This is a genomic window from Mycolicibacterium sp. P4_G11, assembly GCF_056555145.1.
In genome coordinates this window covers 16,863-33,405 of the sequence record NZ_JBFUJW010000008.1, presented here as the reverse complement: position 1 = coordinate 33,405, position 16,543 = coordinate 16,863, and the positions used below count along the sequence as shown (strand labels likewise).

The window sequence follows — 16,543 nt, the reverse complement described above, 5'->3', positions numbered from 1 at the left end:
TGGACTCATGAGTCCAGAACATACGCGATTGTCCGGCCGCACAGCACTTGTCACGGGTTCCACCGGAGGACTCGGCACGGCCATCGCACGCAGGCTGGCCGAGGAAGGCGCACATGTCGTGGTCAGCGGCCGGAACGCAGAACGCGGTGCCGAGCTGGTGACGGCTATCCGTGCTTCAGGCGGCGAGGCGTCGTTCGTCGCGGCAGACCTGGCGGGTGGCGACGACGCGATCCGCGACCTCGCCGAACGCGCCACGGAGGCGGTGGGTGGGCGCCTTGACATCCTGGTGAACAACGCCGCCACGCTGCTGATGCCGACCCCGACCGGTGACATCGCGCCTGCAGTGCTGCGAGAGGCGTTCGAGGTCAACGTCTTTGCGCCATTCCTGCTCACCGGTGTGATCGCCCCGGCAATGGTGCGTGCTGGTGGCGGTGCCGTGGTGAACATCGGATCGATCACCGGGCTGCGTGGGGCGAGCGGGTCGGCGATCTACAACTCCAACAAGGCGGCGATCCATTCGCTCACCACATCCTGGGCCGACGAGTACGGGCCGTTCGGGGTGCGGGTCAACGCGGTGGCCCCGGGGCCGATCGCAACCGAGCGGCAACAGGAGTTCGCAGACCACATCAAACCGGTGCTGGACCGGTTGCCCTCTCGGCGGATGAGCACACCGGAGGAGGTCGCCGCATCGGTGGCGTTCCTGGCCAGTGATGACGCCGCCAACATCCACGGCGCCGTCCTCAGTGTCGACGGTGGGTGGGCGGCCGTCTGACGCAACGCCGTGACCAGACCTCATCTCTGAAATCGATGTCAGCCATCAAAATCTATCGTTGGACACGATACGCATCAGCGGGTGAGATAGGTGCCGTGCGCCGCGGTGGTGAATCGTGGGCGGCCTACCGAGACGCTCTGGAAGGAACGACGAACCGTGAACGGCTTCAGCAGAAGACAGTTCGGCTTGATGGCGACGGCAGCGGTCGGCGCCGCGTCGCTGGCGGCCTGTGGGTCGTCGTCCGAGCAGCCGGTGGCCGTGAAGACGACGCCGTCGCCCGCGCCGGAGCACAACCTGAATGCGGTCAAGCAGGTTCGCGCCGGCGACCTGAACGTCGGATACGTCGAAGCGGGGCCGGCAGACGGTCGGCCGGTCATCCTGCTGCATGGCTGGCCCTACGACATCCACAGCTACGCAGACGTTTCCGCGCTCCTGGCGGATCAGGGCTTCCGGGTGATCGTGCCATATCTGCGCGGCTTCGGATCGACCCGCTTCCTGGCAGATACGACGGTCCGGAACGGGCAGCAAGCCGCGCTGGCCGCGGATGTCATTGCCCTGATGGACGCGCTGAACATCCCGCGGGCGATCCTCGGCGGCTTCGACTGGGGCGGGCGGTCGGCGAATGCCGTTGCCGCGCTGTGGCCGCAGCGGGTCGCCGGTCTGGTTGCGGTCAGCGGGTACATCGTGGTCAATCGCGCGGCCAACCTGCAGCCGCTGGAGCCGCAGGCCGAGCTGGGGTGGTGGTACCAGTACTACTTCGCCACGCCGCGCGGTGAACTCGGCTACCGCAAGAACACCAAGGAGTTCAATCGCCTGATCTGGGAGAAGGCCTCACCGTTGTGGCACTTCACCGACGCGACCTACGGACTGAGCGCCGGGTCGTTCGACAACCCGGACCACGTCGCCATCGTGATCCACAACTACCGCTGGCGGCTCAGCCTGGCAGAGGGAGAAAGTCGTTACGACGCAGACGAACAACGCCTCCAGACCAAACCGCTGATCCATGTCCCCACCATCACGATCGGCAGCGACTTCGACGGTGCGGCGAAAGACGGCGCGGGATATCGCTCGATGTACACCGCGGCGTACGAGCACCGTGTCCTCGACGGCATCGGTCACAACGTGCCGCAGGAGGCGCCCACGCAATTCGCGAACGCCGTCATCGACGTCAGCCGGATGTAGTCGGCTGACGTCGGAATGACCGGCGTTCACAGCAATTGACTGAAAGGAGCAAGACCGGATGGCGATCGTCGACGCAGTGGAAGCCCGATCGGCGCAGCTCGCGCCTGGGTCGAGTGGTTGGCTCACCGGCTGGCGGCTGACCTGGACGCTCGTGTTACTGATTGCCGTTGGCACGACCGCGGTGGCGGTTGTGGCGGGCGGCGTTGCCGGAGCCAACGAAGGCATCCGGATCACGGCACGCACCTCAGCGGTGCTGTTCCTTCTGGCGTTCACGGCGTCATCTGCATATCGGCTGTGGCCCAACAATTTCACCAGATGGGTGCGGACGAATCGACGCTATCTCGGCGTCGGCTTCGCGGGTTCTCATTTGGTCCACGCCGGGTTCATCGTCGCGTCTGTGGTGCTGAGCAGCGAGCGGTTCAAAGCGGGTGTCGAGCGCACCCCGCACGCCGTCTATGCCCTCGACACCGTCGCCTACGGATTTCTCATCGCGATGACGGTGACCTCGTTCGACCGTATTGCCAAGCGGATGCAGTATGCGACCTGGCGGAAGCTGCACGTCGCCGGAAACTATGTCATCTGGCTGACATTCTTCGTCGCGTACTGGCGTCGCGGGATCACCTACCCGCTGTTCTACGGACCGTTCTTGTTGATCATCCTGGCGGCGTTGGTGATTCGCGCCGTCGGCAAGTCCAGGCGCGCGTCGGTGCCTACTTCGCCAGGCTCCGGCTGATCACCAACCGCTGAATCTGGTTGGTGCCCTCGAAGATCTGCATGATCTTGGCTTCGCGCATGAAGCGCTCCACGCGGTAATCGCGGGTGTAGCCGGCACCGCCGAATACCTGGACCGCGTCGGTGGTGACCTTCATGGCAGCGTCGGTGGCGACCAGTTTGGCCACCGAGGCGTTGCGCGAGTACGGCAGCCCGGCATCGCGTCGGCGGGCGGCATCGAGGTAGGTGGCCCGCGCAGAGTCAACTGCCGCAGCCATGTCGGCGAGCAGGAAGCCGAGGCCCTGGTGATCGATGATCTTGCGGCCGAACGTCGTTCGTTCCTGGGCGTAGGCCACCGCCTGATCCAGCGCGGACTGGGCCAGGCCGACGGCGACCGCGGCGACACCGAGCCGGCCGGAATCGAGCGCGCTGAACGCGATCGGCAGGCCTTGGCCTTCGGCGCCGATCAGGCGCTCGGCGGGCAGGAAAGCATCGTCGTAGTGCGCGGAGGTGGTGGGGACCGCGTGCAGGCCCATTTTTTCCTCGGGCCGGCCGAAGGACAGTCCCGGCGTGTCCTTCGGCACCAGGAAGCACGAGATGCCTTGGGAGCCTTCACCGGTGCGGGCGAACAGGGTGTAGAAGTCGGCTAAGCCGCCGTGCGTGATCCACGCTTTCGAGCCGGTGATGCGGTAGCCGTCGTCGGACCGAACGGCCTTGCAGGCCAGCGCCGCGGCGTCGGAACCGGCCTGCGGTTCGGACAGGCTGTAGGCACCGACCAGGGTGCCGCTCAGCATCTCCGGCAACCAACGCTGCCGCTGCTCGTCGGTGCCGAACGTCATCAACGGATGGCACGACAGGCTGTGCACACTGACCGCGATGGCCACCGAAGCCCACCGCGCCGCGAGCTCCTCGAGCACCTGGAGGTAGACCTCGTAGGGCTGGCCTCCGCCGCCCCACTCCTCGGGGTACGGCAGGCTCAGCAGCCCGGCCTCGCCCAGTGTGGGGAACACCCCGTCGGGGTACGTCTCGTCCTTCTCGTGCTGATCGACGATGGGGTCCAGCACCTTGTCGGCGATGTCGCGGGTGAGTTCGATGAGCGCGTGGGCTTCGTCGTTGGGCAAGAGGCGATCAACAGGCACCGGGCACTCCACTAATACGTCGGACAGTACTGAATTACCTCACACAGTACTGTTTGAGTAGTACTGAGTAAAGGGTCCGCAGTACTATGCCGATGTGAGCGCGCGCACGTCCCCGGCATTCGGCACCCGCCGACGCACCGAGCTGTTCGACGCCCTGATCACGCTGTTCCTCGACGAGGGATTCGCGCACCTCACGCTCGACGACATCGCCGGGCGGCTGCGGTGCTCGAAGTCGACGCTGTACACCCTGGCCGGCAGCAAGGAACAGTTGGTCAGCGCCGCGACCGTGCAGTTCTTTCGCCAGGCGACCGACGAGGTGGAGCGACTCGTGGCCGGAGTCGATGGCGCCCGGGCCCGGATCACGGCCTATCTGTCGGCGGTCGGGACGGTGCTGGACGCCGCGTCCGACCAGTTCATGGCGGACCTCGACGCCTTCGCCCCAGCTCGCAGCGTCTACGAGAAGAACACCCAGATCGCCGCCGGCCGGGTGCAGGAGATGATCGCCGAAGGCGTCGAGAGCGGCGAATTCCGCGATGTCCATGCGGCTTTCGCCGCAGACCTGGCGTCGACCATGATGGTGCGCATCCAGCAGCGCCGGGTCCGCGAGAGTACCGGACTCGACGATGCCAGCGCGTATCGCGAGCTGGCCGCGATTCTCACGGCGGGGATCAATGCCTGACGCGTCGGCTTCAGCGTCACTGCCCGACAACTGGTTGATTGCAACTCGATAAGCACGGCCCAATAGCCCCATCAAGATCAGTAGCCTCGTGCGGTGGACCGCAGAACCGCTCTCAAGGTGCCGCTGCTCCTGGCAGCGGGTTCTGCCATGGCCGGATTCTCCGGACCGGCCCTGGCGTCTGCGGCCGGGGCCCGCTGGACGCCCGAGCGGGCCAACAGCTGGTACCAGGGGCAGGGCTGGCTGGTCGGGGGGAACTACATCACCTCCACCGCGGTCAATCAGCTGGAGATGTTCCAGTCGGGTACCTATGACCCCGGCCGGATCAACGCCGAGCTGGGTGCCGCCCGCTGGTTCGGATTCAACACCGTCCGGGTCTTCCTGCACGATCTGCTGTGGGCGCAGGACCCGCAGGGCTTCTCGCAGAGGTTGACCCAGTTCGTCAGCATCGCCTCGAGCAACGGCATCAAGCCGCTGTTCGTGTTCTTCGACTCGTGTTGGGACCCGCATCCCAAACTCGGCGTGCAGCGGGCCCCGACCCCGGGCGTCCACAACTCGGGATGGGTGCAGAGCCCGGGCGCCGACCGGATCGCTGATCCGAATTACCGTGCCGTACTGCAGAACTACGTCACCGGTGTGCTGAACCTGTTCCGCAACGACAACCGCGTGCTCGGCTGGGATCTGTGGAACGAGCCCGACAACCCGGCCGCGGTCTATCGCAAGGTCGAGCGCAGCGACAAGATGAAACTCGTTGCCGACCTGCTGCCGCAGGTGTTCGCGTGGGCCCGAGCCGTCGACCCCGTGCAGCCGCTGACAAGTGGTGTGTGGCAAGGCAGTTGGGCCAACCCCGCGCAGCGCAGCGCCATCGCGTCGATCCAGCTGGACAACTCGGACATCATCTCGTTCCACAGCTACGCCAAGCCGGCCGACTTCTCGGCCCGGATCGATGAGCTCGCCCCGATGGGCCGGCCCATCCTGTGCACCGAGTACCTGGCTCGCAATCAAGGCAGCACCGTCGAGGGCATTCTGCCAATTGCCAAGCAGCGCAACGTCGGTGCGTACAGCTGGGGGCTCGTGGCAGGCAAGACCCAGACCTACTTCCCCTGGGATTCGTGGGACCACCCGTACCCCTCGGAGCCAAAGACCTGGTTCAGCGACCTGCTCTACCCCAACGGGCGGGCGTTCCGCGACAGTGAGGTTCTCACCGTCCGCAAGCTGGCCGGAACGGCCGGCCAGACCTGACGACCGTCAGTGCGCCAGCAGCAGGATCAACTGGGCCTGCAGCTCACCGAACAGGAAGCCGAGGGTGGCGCCGAGCACGACGACGATCCACTCGTCATCCTTGAACGCCGGCCGCAGCAGGTTCTCGAACGACAGGGAATCCAGCAGCATCATCTTGGTCACCATGACGTTCTCCAGATCGAGGCGATCCCGCATGTATCCCTCGATGTAGGTGGACGTTTCGGGCAGCTTGTCGATGATCGAATCGGTGATCTGCTTCTTCATGTCCACGTACTGGCGGCCGCCGACGGACTTGATGATCTTGCCGGTGAAGCCCATCTGGGTGTCGATGGTCGCGCTGATCTCGGTGGAGATCATGTCGAAGAACCGGTCCGACGACGGACCGTTCAACATGCTTTCCATGATGGCCTGGGGCGTGAAGATCTCCCTGGCCATGAGCGCCGCGTAGCCCTCGACGACCTGTGCGCGCTCGCGCTGGAAGACGCCCTGCCATTTGATGCCGAGGAAGACGTTCTTGCGCTCCAGCGGACGGAAGATCATTTGCAGCGCAACGTAGTCGGTCAGACCACCGGTCAGCAGGCCGAACAACGGCAGGGACCAGTGCCAGTTGGTGATGCCGAACACCACGGCCTGGACCAGACCGATCAGGAAGCCGAAGAGCAGGCCGGACATGATGAGGAACTTGAACGCCGGCTTGCCGATGTCCTGGAACACCGTGTTGAGCGTGACCTTGTCACGCACCAGGTTGGTGACGACCATGTGCTTGATGTCGAAGATCTGGTCGACCTGGCCGCGCAGCTTGTCGAACATGGCGGCCATGGCCGTCGGGATGCGCTTCTCGACGTTCTTGACGACGACGTCCTTGAGCTGGTCGGGCGTAGCGCGCCAGACCTGCGGCTGGAACGACATCATGATGGTGTCGACCATCTCCGCCGAGGTCTGCCGCAGTGGTTCGGCGAGTTCCTTGACCAGCTCGTTCGGATCGATCTTGTCGAACATCTCCTCGGGTTTGAGAATCTCCGAGGTCAGCGAATCCACCGCTACCGCAGCCATTTTCGGCGCGCGCTTGGGGATCTGGCCCTGCCAGCCGAGGTAGGGCGGGATGCCCTTGAACTCGACGGGATAGAACATCATCTTCAGGGCCATGATCTTGGTGATCCAGCCGACGAACGCCGCGCCCAACGGGATGGTGACGTACACCCACCAGGGGTAGGCGAACGCGTTCGCCATGAGATTCTCCACCTGGCTGTCTCCCATCAGTCGCGTCCAGCGAGTAGCTGGACTACGTTAACCGGCGACTACGTGCGAGAAGACTAACGGGCACGTCAGATCCGCAACGCGGGATCGCGTATTTTGTTAACCCCGCTCGAACCGCCTGATGATTCGGTATTGCGTGCGGAAACTGCGCACAGAAACAGTCCGCTGTTCGCCGCGGAGTGCGGCGAAACAGCGGACGATTTCGCGGCGTGGCCTAGAGGTCGAAGACCGTCGACCCGTTTGCGGTGGAGTAGTCGATGTAGATCCGGTTGTGCAGGAACGGCATTGCACCGGTGTTCGACAGTTCGGCGTTGTAGTCGTCGGTGGTCACCGTCGGTCGGTACGTCGAGGTGGTCGTGAAGGAGTAGAGCAGATTGCCGGCGGCGTCATACACCGAGATCGGCGTGCCCGCGGCCAGCACGTAGTACGCGACCGTGCCGTCGGTGTTCTTGATGGGGACCATTTGGGAGGAATTCACCAGCGTCGACGGGATGGTGCCGTAGACGCCACCCGAGTCGATCAGCAGATTGATCGGTGTGTTGACCCCATTGACGGTCATCGAACCGATCACGTTCGGCGAACCCGACGTGGTGACGCGCGCCGGCAGCGGGTTGGGGCCGAAGGTCAGCGTCTTGGCGACCTCGTCGATGTAGATGCCGTTCTTCAACGCGCCCGGCAGGCCGGTGGTGACCAGCCCGGGGCCGGGGCCCACCGCGTTGGTGCCGACACCCAGGACACCCACGACGCCGTTGTTCTTCAGGAAGTTGGCGAACGCGGCCTGCTGCGTCGGGTCGGTGATGACGTCGACCGAGACGGGCGCCGTGACGATGCCGCTGCCGAAGTTCACCGTGGTGTTGTAGGTGTTGTAGTTGTAGGTCAGGCCGCCGCTGTAGGCGCCGGTGCCGGTACCCACTGAGTTGCCGAGGCCGGTCTGGCCGACGTTCTTGGCGTTGACCACCAGGCCGGACGATCCGGTGTCCACCAGCACCTTGATGCTCGGCCCGCCGTTGACCGAGATGGTGACGATCGGCTCGACGCCCGCGTACATGGACAGTGGGACCGAGGCGTAGATGCGGGCGTTGGTGGTGGCATCGACGATGACGGCCTTGATGTCGCGATTCGCCGCCCAGTAACGCGCGGTCTTCAGCGCGGTCACAGCTTTGCCGATCAGCGCCTCGTTGGACTTGAGGGCCTTCAGGGCTGTCGCATTGGTCGGATCCGCCGCGTAGGCGTCCATCAGATTCTGCTGGTTCGCTTGGTACGTCGTGAGATAGTTGGCCGCCATCCGCAGCTCGTACCGGGAGTACCCGTTGGCCGAACTGGTGCCGAGGAGGGTGCGCGCCTGCGCGATCTCCGCCAGCGCGGTGTTGATGTACTCGTCCGCGGTAACGGTCTGGCCCGGCTGCCACGTCTCGGTGGGCGCCGGCGTGAGAGTTGCTGCGGCACTGGTCTTTTCCGTGGTGGTGGCCAGGGCGGGGGTAATGCCCAGCAGCTTGCTCACGGTCTTGGTCGTGCCGACCACGGCCCCGGCCAGGGACTCCTCGGTGGCCAGGGTGGCGGCGCCGAGTGCCTGGCCGACGGCGGCGAGCACCGAGAGCAGTCCGGAGACGTTGGCGGGAATGGTCGGCGCCGCGACGCTGCTCAACGCCTTGGTGTTGGGAATCGAAGTTATTGTGGCCGAAGGTGTTTCGGCTGCGGCGACGGTGACGTGCGGAGTGCTCGTAGCTGCCGGTGCCGATACGGCGGCCGGCGTCGCGGCGGTCGGTGAGGCCGTGTCCTTGGCCGCGGGGTCCGTGGTCGGCTTCACTGCGGCCGCGGTCTTCAGCGGATTCTTCGTCGACGGGTTGTTGGCTACCGCCTGGGCGGCGGCCGACGGGAGCTTCGCGACGGTCCCGGCATTCGGGGCGGTCGTCGACCGGCCGTTGTTCTCGGCCTTCGTGCGGCGATTGCGTGCCGGCTTCGCGTCGTTGTCGGTGTCCGCGGACGCGTCAGCCGAAGCCTCGGTGTCTGAGGCGGCCTTGGCGTCCGACGCCGCCTTGGGGGCCGCCGCGTCGGCAGCGGCAGCGGCGTCCTTCTTCTTGTTCTTGGCGTTCTTCTGCGCGGGCGGCTTCTTGGGCTGTGCCGGCGCCGATGAGGACGACGCGGAGTCCGAATCGGCGGACGGGGTGGCGCTCGCGACCGCCGCGCTCCCCAACAATGCCGCGCTGACGCCGACGGCAGCGACTCCCGTGCCCAGCCACGTCGATACGGCTAACTTCCGTGGCTGCGAACGACGGTGCGCACCAGGCATTTCGGCTCCTCCAGAGTCACGCCGCGCGGCCTCGTGACCCCGGCAGATCAACCGCTGCTGCGGCATTACCGCATAGCAGTGTGGCAGACCGGCGTCGTGCCGCAGTACTGACAGAAAATTAACAGTTGTGAACGACTGTCGCAGCGCTTCTGGCAAAGATTTTTGCCAGTATCGTCAATAACGCTGGGTCGGCTGTCGACGAGGAAGTACCGCCGGTAGGTGCCACCACCTCACTCTGCTGCCGCTCGGTGGGTGAGGGGACTCCGGCAAATCGCCCACGGGTTACCATCCCCGGACGTAAATTTGCCTCGAGCGATGATTACGCGTCGCACGTACGGCACTGGCAAGGGGGCTTTGGTGGCTGGACGTATAGGCAAACTCGGACTCGCGGCACTGCAGCGCATGGTGATCGTCTTGCTGCCGCTGGTGGTGTTCTGTGCGTACGTCACCCGGCCGGTGCAGCCCGTCGTGCACACCGAGGTGACGCCGACCGCGGAAATCGTTTCGGCGCCATCGACCATCGGTATGGCTGACTCCAGCCTGTACGGGATGTCGCAGCAAGACATCGACACCACGTTGGACATGCTGCAAGCCATGGGTGTCCAGGACGTTCGGGTCTACATCCCCTGGGTGTACACCGAGCCACTGCGTGGCCAGTACAACTGGGCACCGATCGACGCGATCATGAATGCGGCGAAGGCACGCAACATGGGCGTTCTCGCGATGGCCAACAGCACGCCCGTCTGGGCTGGGACGGCGGGGAGCTTCCCCGGGGCGAAGACGCCCGACCCGGTCGCCTATGCGAATTTCATGACCCAGGTCGCCACGCGATACGGCAAGACCATCTCGGCGTACGAGGTGTGGAACGAGGTGAACTGCGTTTGCTTCTACGACCCGGTCTCGCCGTCCAGCTATGCCCAACTGCTGCAGGCCGCCTACCCGGCCATCAAAGCGGCCGACCCCACGGCGACGGTCATCGCAGCCGGGCTCGGCAGCGTCTTCACCTTTGGCGGCGTCACCATGAACCCCGTGGACTACGTGAACGCCATGTATGCCGCCGGCGCCAAGAATTTCTTCGACGCGTTGGCATTCCACCCGTACCACGAGGGGTTGAAATTCTCTGACGGTGAGGGCGTGCCACTCGCGCCGCTCACCCAGATTCAGAACATCTACGACCTCATGGTGGCGAACGGTGATGCTGCCAAGAAGATCTGGATCACCGAGTACGGCGTGCCGACCGATCACGTCAGCGAGCACACCCAGGCCGAGTACATCAAGGACCTCATCAACACGTGGCAGACCATGACGTTCGGCGGGCCGCTCTTCATCTACACCACCCGTGACGACCAACCGGGCAGTGGCAAGTTCGGCGTCTTCTATGCGGACTGGATTCCGAAGGAAGCCGCGTTCGTCATCGCGCAGGAGATCCTGCGGCTCAATGGCGTCGGAGGTGTCGAGGGCATCTTGGCCCGGGTGTTGGCCGCAGTGCGGCTGGCGATCGGGGCGGTTGTGGACGTGGCCGTCAACATCGGAAGAGCAGTGGTGAAAGTCGTCGATGCCGCCTGGAACGCGTTTGTCGACGTCACCAAGGCGGTGACGCAAGCGGTGGTCAACACGGTCAAATGGGTCACCAACGCCGTCGTGCAGGGCGTGAAATGGGTTGCCAACACAGCGGTCGACGTGACGAAGGCTGTGGTCGCCGGTATTTCGAACGTGATCAAGAAGATCGGCGACATCATTCGTCCGCCGGCATCGGTCGCCGCAGTGAACCCGACGGCAGCGCTGAAGGCAGTGGCCGCGATGAAAGAGGTTGCGGCGGAGTTGGATTCGCCGAAGGCAACTGCCGCGACGAAACAGGAGCAGGCGGCCGGTGTGAAGGTTGCCCCGGTCAAGGGGGCCGACGTCAAGGACGCCGACGGTCCTGATGCCGTGAAGGCACCGGCCAAGGGGACGGAGAAGGACACCGCGGCCGGGCCCGAGGTCAAGCCGGTGGATGCGAACGCGACACACCCCAAGGACCCCGTGACCGTCGAGCCCGAGGTGAAGACACCCGAAGCGCAGACATCTGAGTCGAAGACCCCTGAGGTCAAGGGCGTGCCCAAGGCAGAGTCCGACGACAAGAAGCCTGTGAGCCAGAAGGACTCGGCGGGATCCAAGAAGGCCCAGCCGGATTCCGATGCGCCGAAGCAAGCTGATTCGCCCAAGCGTGGCAAGGGCAAGAAGGCCGGCCAGCACCCGACCGGCAGCGGCAAGCCCGCGGCCGGCGCGGCCGCCGATGACAGCCCGAAGGGCCAGTCGCCGCGCGGTGAGGCGCCGAAGTCGAAGCCGGTGAAGGCTGGTGCGGCCGGGACGTCGGCGCCGGGGTCCTCACACGACGAGTGAGTTGGTGTTTGCCAGCATTCCCTATTAGCGGTCAGTGACGCTCAGTGGCATAGTGGAATATGTGACATCTGATGGGCTGACGAGGAGCTGGACATGTCTATCAAAAAATTCGCAATCATTACCGCAGGCGCCTTGAGTTTTGCTGCCATCGGGCTCGGCACGGGTCAGGCGAACGCTGACAGTGACTGGTGGTGGGTACCCGCGCCATCGCCGGGTCAGATCGGCCAGATAATCGGCGTTCCGCCAGGTCAGGTCGGTCAGTTGCCGTTCGTCCCGCCCCCCGGGCACTGGGACAAGCCGGGCAAGTGGCTGCACTAGATCGCGTCTGACAACGGCCGCTTCGCTTTCGGCGAAGCGGCCATTTTATTCATTGGCTCGTAAATTTTTGCAAAGGGCACAGGGAATCTTCTTTCTCTCCGCGGCTTTCTCCCCGAGGCCGAATTGTTCGCATTCGTAAATTTGCGGGATATCGGCGGCAGGTATCGGCGTAATCGGCCCGCGTGGGTCGAAATACGAAGGTGCTGACGAACGGGGACGGCGAGCCGGGGGAAAGCTGACGAAGTCGACGATGAACGAGATTCAGCTCGGCAAAGTCAAACACTCGGACGTGATCTCAGCGAAAAACGTCACCGTCGACGGCAACCGGCAGTCGGTGGACGAGTTCGTCGGCCTGCTGGACACCTTCCCGTTCTGGTTCAACATCATCACGCCGCAAGGAGGGCATTCGCAGGTAGGTTTTGGCTCAGTGCGATTCAATCCGGGTGAACCGAAGCAATTGCGTTGAGTCGACCTGCATCTTCGGTTATTGACGACGTCACGTTCGACTTCTTTTGCGTTGACAGCAAACTGGTGCCTTCCTAACGTCCGGGCCAAGCTCTACGAAAATTGGCACTGGGAGGCAGCTTGTGGCGCAAACGCTTCAGTCGTCTCCGCGCGCCTCCGCGGCCTGGGCGCGTCCCGCTGTGGCGGTTGGCGATTTCATCGTCCTGACCGGCGAGACGTTCGCCGCGATGCTGCGTCCGCCATATGCCTGGCGTGAGCTGATCGAGCAGATCTGGTTCGTCGCCAGGGTCTCCGTCGTCCCGACGGTCGTGCTGTCGATTCCTTACACGGTGCTGATCGTCTTCACGCTCAACATCGTGCTGATCGAGGTAGGCGCCGGCGACTTGTCCGGTGCCGGCGCCGCGCTGGCCTCGGTGACGCAGGTGGGGCCGGTGGTCACCGCGATCGTCGTGGCCGGTGCCGGTTCGACCGCGATGTGTGCCGACCTCGGCGCGCGCACCATCCGGGAAGAGATCGATGCCATGAAAGTCATTGGTGTCAACCCGATTCCGGCATTGGTCGTGCCGCGCGTCCTGGCCGCGACGTTCGTCGCGGCGATGCTCTATTCGATGGTCGCCGTCGTCGGCCTGGCCGGCAGCTACTTCTTCGTCGTCTATATCCAGCACGTGACCCCCGGCGCGTTCATCGCGGGGATGACCCTGCTGACGGGCCTGCCCCAGGTAGTCGTCTCCCTGGTCAAGGCGTTGCTGTTCGGTCTGTCGGCCGGCCTGATCGCGTGTTACAAGGGGCTTTCGGTCGGTGGCGGCCCGACCGCGGTGGGCAACGCGGTCAACGAGACCGTCGTCTTCTCCTTCATGGCGCTCTTCCTCATCAATATCCTGGCAACCGCGTTCGGCGTGAAAGTCGCGCCATGACAACCGATGTGGATGTCGACCGCCCATCTCAGCTCAGCGAACTGGCGGGCCAGGCGGTCGCGGCGACCCGTCGGCTGGGGGAGCAGACGGCCTTCTACGGCAGCGCGCTGGCCGCCACAGGGGACGCCGTCCGGCGGTATCCGGGCGAGGTGCTGCGGCTGATCGCCGTCATGGGTATGGGTACCGGGGCCCTCGCCGTCATCGGCGGCACCGTGGTCATCGTCGGGTTCCTCACCTTGTCCACCGGCGCGTTGATCGCCGTCCAGGGCTACAACACCCTGTCCAACGTCGGTATCGAAGCCCTCACCGGCTTTTTGGGCGCCTTCCTGAACGTGCGCTTCATCGCGCCGGCCACCGCCGGGGTGGCACTCGCCGCCACGATCGGCGCCGGGGCGACGGCACAACTGGGCGCCATGCGCATCAATGAGGAGATCGACGCCCTGGAAGTGATGGGCATCCGGGTCGTCACGTACCTGGCCGCGACCCGGATCGTCGCCGGTGTGGTGGCGGTCGTCCCGATCTACACCGTCGCGGTGCTGATGTCGTTCCTGGCCACGCGCTTCGGAACCACGATCATCTACGGCCAGTCGCGCGGCGTCTACGACCACTACTTCACGACGTTCCTGCACCCGAACGACCTGGCATGGTCGTTCTTCGAGGTACTGGCCATGGCCGCCGCGGTGATGGCGGTGCACACCTACTACGGCTTCACCGCCACCGGTGGGCCGGCCGGTGTCGGCGAGGCCGTCGGCCGCGCGGTACGCACCTCGATCACCGCGGGCGTCTTCATCCTGCTGACCATCACGCTGTCCGTCTACGGGCAGTCCGGCAACTTCCACCTGGCGGGCTGAACCGAATGACGAAGGGCGCTAACGGAATTCGGCGTGAGCAGATCGACCCGATCTGGTGGGCGCCGGTGCTGGTGATCGTGGTCGTCGTGATGACCGCGATGACCTGGCTGCTGTTCTCCGGGTCGCTGCGGGGATTCGTGCCGTTGACCCTGGTTTCGGATCGGGCCGGTCTGGTGATGGAAGACGGCGCGAAGGTGAAACTGCGGGGCGTGCAGATCGGCGAAGTGGAATCGATCGGCAGCCGCACCGATACTGCGGGACACGTACTTTCGACCCTGAAACTGCGGATGGACCCCGGTCCCTTCGCGCAGCTGCCCAGCAACGTCGAAGCGCAGATCAGGTCCAGCACCGCGTTCGGCGCCAAGTATGTCGAACTCAACGTGCCCCCGACCGGTCCAAGCGGAGGCCACCTTCGGTCAGGTGCGGTGCTGCAGTCGCGGAATGTGACCGTCGAGGTCAACACGGTGTTCGAGAACCTGCAGTCGGTGGTCCAGGTGATCGACCCGACGAAGCTCAACTCGGTGCTCTCGGCGGTGGCCGAATCATTGCGCGGCAAAGGCGACGTCATCGGACAAGCCATCACGGACGCGAACCAGGTACTGCTGGCGGTGAATCCGCGCATGGACACGGTGCGCAGGGACTGGCAGTTGTTCGGCCAGACCGCGCAGGCGTATTCGACTGCGGCGCAGGACATCGTGTCCACCCTGGATTCGTTCTCGACGACCGCCACCACCATCGCCGGGCAGTCGAAAGAACTCGACGGACTCCTGCTGTCCGCCGTCGGATTCTCCCGCTCGGGCATCGACACCATCGGCGCGAACGAGACCAACCTGGTGCTGGCGATGAATCTGCTGAGGCCGACCACCGCGCTGCTCGACAAGTACTCGCCGACCTACACCTGCCTGTTCCAGGGCGCCCAGTGGTTCCTGGACCACGGCGGTCGATATGCCATGGGCGGCAACGGGAAATCGGTGATCATGGATGCCGCGCTGCTGGCCGGTGCCGACCCCTACCGTTTCCCCGACAACCTGCCGGTCGTCAATGCCAGCGGCGGACCGGGCGGCAAACCGAGCTGCGGTTCGCTGCCCGACGTCAGCAAGAACTTCCCGGTCAAGTATCTGGTGACCGACACCGGTTTCGGTGACGGATTGGATATGCGGCCCAACCCGGGCATCGGATTCCCTGGCTTCGCCAACTACTTCCCGGTGACCAAACCACAACCGGAGCCGCCGCGAATCCGGTACCCCGGTGGCCCGGCGCCAGGGCTGCCAGGGGTTGAGATGGGTGAACCCCAACCCGATTCGGGGTCACCGTGAGAAGCCGCCTCCGCGGGACCGTAACCCGCGTCGTGATCTTCACCCTGGTCAGCCTGCTCTTCATGTTCGGCCTGCTGACGGTGTTCGGGCAGTTCCGATTCGACTCGCGCGCCACCTACCAGGCGGTGTTCACCAACGTCTCGGGTCTGAAGGGCGGCAACTTCGTTCGCATCGCCGGCGTCGAGGTCGGGAAGGTCAAGAGCCTCGCCCTGCACAAGGATGGCACCGTCACCATCGACTTCGCCGTCGACCGGCAGCTGACCCTGACCGAGGGCACCACGGCGACGATCCGCTACGAGAACCTGATCGGCGACCGCTACCTGTCGCTCGACGAAGGGCCCGGGTCGGTGCGGAAACTCCTTCCGGGCCAGACGATCCCGTTGTCCCGTACCGCACCAGCACTGGATGTCGACGCGCTCATCGGAGGCTTCCGACCACTGTTCCGTGCACTCGATCCGGACCAGGTCAACGCGCTGAGCGGCGAACTGCTTCGGGTGTTCCAGGGCCAGGGCGGCACCATCTCGTCGGTGCTGGCCCAGACCTCGGCTCTGACAACGACATTGGCCGGTCGGGATCAGCTCATCGGTGAGGTCATCACCAACCTCAACACCGTGGTGGGCACCTTCGCCGCCCGCGACACTCAGTTCGCCGACGGCTTGGACAAGCTCTCACAACTCGTTCAGGGCCTGGCCGAACGCAAGTCCGACATCGCCACCGGGGTCGCCAACATCAACGCGGCGACGAAATCAGTGGCAGATCTGCTGACCGTGGCTCGTGAACACATCAAACAGACTGTGCAACAGACAGATCGGGTGTCGGGGCAGATCATGGCGGACCACGACTACGTCGACGACCTGGTGAGGACGCTGCCCGACGCATACCAGATCCTCTCGCGCAACGGGCTGTACGGCGACTACTTCGGCTTCTACCTCTGCGACGCGCTGCTCAAGCTCAACGGCAAAGGTGGACAACCCGTGTACGTCAAGGTCGCCGGCCAGGATTCCGGGCGGTGCACACCGAAATGACAC

At 64.8% G+C, this 16,543-nt stretch carries 15 protein-coding genes; 12 read left to right on the top strand and 3 right to left on the bottom strand.

From position 1 onward, the window contains the following. Positions 1–7 precede the first annotated feature (7 nt). The 3 genes from AC1U2B_RS18630 to AC1U2B_RS18620 all read left to right on the top strand — a co-directional run bounded on the left by AC1U2B_RS18630 (position 8) and on the right by AC1U2B_RS18620 (position 2,687). Positions 8–772, top strand: a complete 765-nt coding sequence (locus tag AC1U2B_RS18630) for an SDR family NAD(P)-dependent oxidoreductase (RefSeq protein WP_480217934.1) — start codon at positions 8–10, stop codon at positions 770–772. Between the two features lie 189 nt (positions 773–961). Next, complete coding sequence (locus AC1U2B_RS18625; protein ID WP_480217933.1) at positions 962–1,954, top strand: alpha/beta fold hydrolase; 993 nt, start codon at positions 962–964, stop codon at positions 1,952–1,954. A gap of 58 nt (positions 1,955–2,012) precedes the next feature. Beyond that, the gene (locus AC1U2B_RS18620; RefSeq protein ID WP_480217932.1) at positions 2,013–2,687 is read left to right on the top strand and encodes a hypothetical protein; all 675 of its coding nucleotides are present in this window, start codon (positions 2,013–2,015) and stop codon (positions 2,685–2,687) included. Here the strand turns inward: AC1U2B_RS18620 and AC1U2B_RS18615 are convergent. After that, positions 2,665–3,804, bottom strand: a complete 1,140-nt coding sequence (locus AC1U2B_RS18615) for an acyl-CoA dehydrogenase family protein (RefSeq protein WP_260935109.1) — start codon at positions 3,802–3,804, stop codon at positions 2,665–2,667. The genes AC1U2B_RS18620 and AC1U2B_RS18615 overlap by 23 nt on opposite strands. A 94-nt stretch (positions 3,805–3,898) precedes the next feature. Between AC1U2B_RS18615 and AC1U2B_RS18610 the strand changes: the two genes are divergently transcribed. After that, the gene (locus AC1U2B_RS18610; RefSeq protein WP_260935112.1) at positions 3,899–4,483 is read left to right on the top strand and encodes a TetR/AcrR family transcriptional regulator; all 585 of its coding nucleotides are present in this window, start codon (positions 3,899–3,901) and stop codon (positions 4,481–4,483) included. Between the two features lie 147 nt (positions 4,484–4,630). Further along, a complete protein-coding gene (locus AC1U2B_RS18605) occupies positions 4,631–5,722 on the top strand; it encodes a cellulase family glycosylhydrolase (RefSeq protein ID WP_480218104.1) in 1,092 nt (363 codons plus the stop codon). Between the two features lie 6 nt (positions 5,723–5,728). On the opposite strand, the gene AC1U2B_RS18600 is transcribed toward AC1U2B_RS18605, so the two are convergent. Both AC1U2B_RS18600 and AC1U2B_RS18595 read right to left on the bottom strand, forming a co-directional pair. Further along, on the bottom strand, positions 5,729–6,952 hold the full coding sequence (locus AC1U2B_RS18600; protein WP_418004233.1) for a DUF445 domain-containing protein: 1,224 nt from the start codon (positions 6,950–6,952) through the stop codon (positions 5,729–5,731). A gap of 241 nt (positions 6,953–7,193) precedes the next feature. Then, the gene (locus AC1U2B_RS18595; protein ID WP_480217931.1) at positions 7,194–9,269 is read right to left on the bottom strand and encodes a PecA family PE domain-processing aspartic protease; all 2,076 of its coding nucleotides are present in this window, start codon (positions 9,267–9,269) and stop codon (positions 7,194–7,196) included. Positions 9,270–9,626: 357 nt separating this feature from the next. Here AC1U2B_RS18595 and AC1U2B_RS18590 point away from each other — a divergent pair, with 357 nt between their 5' ends. The 7 genes from AC1U2B_RS18590 (at position 9,627) to AC1U2B_RS18560 (ending at position 16,540) form a co-directional block, all read left to right on the top strand. Next, positions 9,627–11,651: a beta-galactosidase gene (locus AC1U2B_RS18590; RefSeq protein WP_480217930.1), complete on the top strand. Its 2,025-nt coding sequence runs from the start codon at positions 9,627–9,629 to the stop codon at positions 11,649–11,651. A gap of 93 nt (positions 11,652–11,744) precedes the next feature. Next, a complete protein-coding gene (locus AC1U2B_RS18585) occupies positions 11,745–11,969 on the top strand; it encodes a hypothetical protein (RefSeq protein ID WP_480217929.1) in 225 nt (74 codons plus the stop codon). A gap of 139 nt (positions 11,970–12,108) precedes the next feature. After that, complete coding sequence (locus AC1U2B_RS18580; protein ID WP_480218103.1) at positions 12,109–12,435, top strand: alkyl sulfatase C-terminal domain-containing protein; 327 nt, start codon at positions 12,109–12,111, stop codon at positions 12,433–12,435. Between the two features lie 226 nt (positions 12,436–12,661). Next, a complete protein-coding gene (locus AC1U2B_RS18575) occupies positions 12,662–13,348 on the top strand; it encodes an MlaE family ABC transporter permease (RefSeq protein ID WP_413784731.1) in 687 nt (228 codons plus the stop codon). After that, a complete protein-coding gene (locus tag AC1U2B_RS18570) occupies positions 13,345–14,199 on the top strand; it encodes an ABC transporter permease (RefSeq protein WP_480217928.1) in 855 nt (284 codons plus the stop codon). The genes AC1U2B_RS18575 and AC1U2B_RS18570 overlap by 4 nt, the downstream gene beginning before the upstream one ends. A 5-nt stretch (positions 14,200–14,204) precedes the next feature. Further along, entirely contained in the window at positions 14,205–15,515 is a 1,311-nt protein-coding gene (locus tag AC1U2B_RS18565) for an MCE family protein (RefSeq protein WP_480217927.1), read from the top strand. After that, positions 15,512–16,540: an MCE family protein gene (locus tag AC1U2B_RS18560; protein ID WP_480217926.1), complete on the top strand. Its 1,029-nt coding sequence runs from the start codon at positions 15,512–15,514 to the stop codon at positions 16,538–16,540. Before AC1U2B_RS18565 ends, AC1U2B_RS18560 begins: the two co-directional genes overlap by 4 nt. Positions 16,541–16,543: the final 3 nt, after the last annotated feature.

What these genes read in the sequence shown, in the direction of transcription:
- AC1U2B_RS18630 (WP_480217934.1), top strand. Translation starts at nt 8, where the DNA reads ATGAGTCCAGAACATACGCGATTGTCCGGCCGCACAGCACTTGTCACG.
- AC1U2B_RS18625 (WP_480217933.1), top strand. Translation starts at nt 962, where the DNA reads ATGGCGACGGCAGCGGTCGGCGCCGCGTCGCTGGCGGCCTGTGGGTCG.
- AC1U2B_RS18620 (WP_480217932.1), top strand. Translation starts at nt 2,013, where the DNA reads ATGGCGATCGTCGACGCAGTGGAAGCCCGATCGGCGCAGCTCGCGCCT.
- AC1U2B_RS18605 (WP_480218104.1), top strand. Translation starts at nt 4,631, where the DNA reads ATGGCCGGATTCTCCGGACCGGCCCTGGCGTCTGCGGCCGGGGCCCGC.
- AC1U2B_RS18600 (WP_418004233.1), bottom strand. Translation starts at nt 6,952, where the DNA reads ATGGCGAACGCGTTCGCCTACCCCTGGTGGGTGTACGTCACCATCCCG.
- AC1U2B_RS18595 (WP_480217931.1), bottom strand. Translation starts at nt 9,269, where the DNA reads ATGCCTGGTGCGCACCGTCGTTCGCAGCCACGGAAGTTAGCCGTATCG.
- AC1U2B_RS18585 (WP_480217929.1), top strand. Translation starts at nt 11,745, where the DNA reads ATGTCTATCAAAAAATTCGCAATCATTACCGCAGGCGCCTTGAGTTTT.
- AC1U2B_RS18575 (WP_413784731.1), top strand. Translation starts at nt 12,662, where the DNA reads ATGCTGCGTCCGCCATATGCCTGGCGTGAGCTGATCGAGCAGATCTGG.
- AC1U2B_RS18570 (WP_480217928.1), top strand. Translation starts at nt 13,345, where the DNA reads ATGACAACCGATGTGGATGTCGACCGCCCATCTCAGCTCAGCGAACTG.
- AC1U2B_RS18565 (WP_480217927.1), top strand. Translation starts at nt 14,205, where the DNA reads ATGACGAAGGGCGCTAACGGAATTCGGCGTGAGCAGATCGACCCGATC.